Genomic DNA, 2,500 nt, shown 5'->3' with positions numbered 1-2,500 from the left:
ACTTGCATGTATTAGGCATGCCGCCAGCGTTCGTCCTGAGCCAGGATCAAACTCTCCATAAAAGTTAGTTTGAAAGCTCATTTGCTTTGCTAGCGTATCAACTAAAAGTTGATATCTATGTTTTTGTTTCGATCTTCACTAACAGGTGTCAGTGCGTCGAAACGTTGTTTTAATTAACGTTTTGCTTGTTCAGTTTTCAAGGTTCATGGTGGAGCCTAGCGGGATCGAACCGCTGACCTCCTGCGTGCAAGGCAGGCGCTCTCCCAGCTGAGCTAAGGCCCCAATAATGTAATGGTCGGAATGACAGGATTCGAACCTACGACCCCTTGGTCCCAAACCAAGTGCTCTACCAAGCTGAGCTACATTCCGTCTATATGGCGCGCCCGGCAGGAGTCGAACCCACAACCTTCTGATCCGTAGTCAGACGCTCTATCCAATTGAGCTACGGGCGCTATAATTTAATGTTAAAAAGTAAAATGGTGCCGAGGGCCGGAATCGAACCGGCACGGTGATCACTCACCGCAGGATTTTAAGTCCTGTGCGTCTGCCAGTTCCGCCACCCCGGCACATGTTGGAGCGGAAGACGAGGTTCGAACTCGCGACCCCCACCTTGGCAAGGTGGTGTTCTACCACTGAACTACTTCCGCATGTGCTTAAGAAATTTTTATTCTGACAATATATGAAATTAAATGGTGCGGGTGAAGGGAGTCGAACCCCCACGCCTTGCGGCGCTAGATCCTAAGTCTAGTGCGTCTGCCAGTTCCGCCACACCCGCAGCAGACAAATATGAAAATGGTGAGCCATGAAGGACTCGAACCTTCGACCCTCTGATTAAAAGTCAGATGCTCTACCAACTGAGCTAATGGCTCTCTAAATGGTGCCGGCGAAAGGAGTCGAACCCTCGACCTACTGATTACAAGTCAGTTGCTCTACCAACTGAGCTACACCGGCATTTAGAATGGTGGAGGATGACGGGCTCGAACCGCCGACCCCCTGCTTGTAAGGCAGGTGCTCTCCCAGCTGAGCTAATCCTCCTGGGTATAATGCCTAGCGACGTCCTACTCTTGCAGGGGGAAGCCCCCAACTACCATCGGCGCTAAAGAGCTTAACTTCCGTGTTCGGTATGGGAACGGGTGTGACCTCTTTGCCATCATCACTAGACTATTTTTAAAAGACAAGATTTATTATAACACAATAAGTATTAATTTCAAGTGTTTTTTTAAAATAAAATAACACTTTTCTTGTTCTTTCAAAACTGGATAAACGGTTCATTGAAAGTTGAAATATTCGGTAATAATGTGGTTAAGTCCTCGATCGATTAGTATTCGTCAGCTCCATGTGTCGCCACACTTCCACCTCGAACCTATCTACCTCATCGTCTTTGAGGGATCTTACTTACTTGCGTAATGGGAAATCTCATCTTGAGGGGGGCTTCATGCTTAGATGCTTTCAGCACTTATCCCGTCCATACATAGCTACCCAGCGATGCCTTTGGCAAGACAACTGGTACACCAGCGGTATGTCCATCCCGGTCCTCTCGTACTAAGGACAGCTCCTCTCAAATTTCCTACGCCCACGACGGATAGGGACCGAACTGTCTCACGACGTTCTGAACCCAGCTCGCGTACCGCTTTAATGGGCGAACAGCCCAACCCTTGGGACCGACTACAGCCCCAGGATGCGATGAGCCGACATCGAGGTGCCAAACCTCCCCGTCGATGTGGACTCTTGGGGGAGATAAGCCTGTTATCCCCGGGGTAGCTTTTATCCGTTGAGCGATGGCCCTTCCATGCGGAACCACCGGATCACTAAGCCCGTCTTTCGACCCTGCTCGACTTGTAGGTCTCGCAGTCAAGCTCCCTTATGCCTTTACACTCTACGAATGATTTCCAACCATTCTGAGGGAACCTTTGGGCGCCTCCGTTACTCTTTAGGAGGCGACCGCCCCAGTCAAACTGTCCGCCTGACACTGTCTCCTACCCCGCTAAGGGGCATGGGTTAGAAGTTCAATACAACCAGGGTAGTATCCCACCGACGCCTCCTCCGAAGCTGGCGCTCCGGGATCTCTGGCTCCTACCTATCCTGTACAAGTTGTACCAAAATTCAATATCAGGCTACAGTAAAGCTCCACGGGGTCTTTCCGTCCTGTCGCGGGTAACCTGCATCTTCACAGGTACTATAATTTCACCGAGTCTCTCGTTGAGACAGTGCCCAGATCGTTACGCCTTTCGTGCGGGTCGGAACTTACCCGACAAGGAATTTCGCTACCTTAGGACCGTTATAGTTACGGCCGCCGTTTACTGGGGCTTCAATTCGCAGCTTCGCTTGCGCTAACCACTCCTCTTAACCTTCCAGCACCGGGCAGGCGTCAGCCCCTATACGTCACCTTACGGTTTTGCAGAGACCTGTGTTTTTGCTAAACAGTCGCCTGGGCCTATTCACTGCGGCTCTCATGCGCTTTAACACGCTCAAGAGCACCCCTTCTCCCGAAGTTACGGGG

9 tRNA genes and 3 rRNA genes (2 of these 12 only partly in view) are annotated in these 2,500 nt (G+C 50.7%); all 12 read right to left on the bottom strand.

Going from position 1 to position 2,500, the window contains the following annotated elements:
- Positions 1 to 62: ribosomal RNA gene (locus tag MHH87_RS00540) — 16S ribosomal RNA — on the bottom strand (it extends 1,491 nt beyond the left edge of the window).
- Between the two features lie 144 nt (positions 63 to 206).
- A tRNA-Ala gene (locus MHH87_RS00535) sits at positions 207 to 282 on the bottom strand.
- 10 nt (positions 283 to 292) lie between these two features.
- Positions 293 to 369, bottom strand: a tRNA-Pro gene (locus MHH87_RS00530).
- Positions 370 to 375: 6 nt separating this feature from the next.
- Positions 376 to 452, bottom strand: a tRNA-Arg gene (locus tag MHH87_RS00525).
- Between the two features lie 25 nt (positions 453 to 477).
- Positions 478 to 566 (bottom strand) — tRNA-Leu (locus tag MHH87_RS00520).
- 6 nt (positions 567 to 572) lie between these two features.
- Positions 573 to 647, bottom strand: a tRNA-Gly gene (locus MHH87_RS00515).
- A 43-nt stretch (positions 648 to 690) separates the two neighbouring features.
- Positions 691 to 775: transfer RNA gene (locus tag MHH87_RS00510), tRNA-Leu, on the bottom strand.
- Between the two features lie 18 nt (positions 776 to 793).
- Positions 794 to 869: transfer RNA gene (locus tag MHH87_RS00505), tRNA-Lys, on the bottom strand.
- A gap of 6 nt (positions 870 to 875) precedes the next feature.
- Positions 876 to 951 (bottom strand) — tRNA-Thr (locus tag MHH87_RS00500).
- Positions 952 to 959: 8 nt separating this feature from the next.
- Positions 960 to 1,035, bottom strand: a tRNA-Val gene (locus tag MHH87_RS00495).
- A gap of 10 nt (positions 1,036 to 1,045) precedes the next feature.
- A 5S ribosomal RNA gene (gene rrf, locus MHH87_RS00490) occupies positions 1,046 to 1,161 on the bottom strand.
- 137 nt (positions 1,162 to 1,298) lie between these two features.
- Positions 1,299 to 2,500 (bottom strand): 23S ribosomal RNA (locus tag MHH87_RS00485); it runs 1,728 nt beyond the window's last position.

It is taken from the genome of Solibacillus sp. FSL H8-0538, from assembly GCF_038003525.1.
Taxonomy (GTDB): Bacteria; Bacillota; Bacilli; order Bacillales_A; family Planococcaceae; genus JBBOPI01.
Note: the sequence above shows the minus strand (reverse complement) of the source record. Positions and strands in the feature narration are given on the sequence as shown.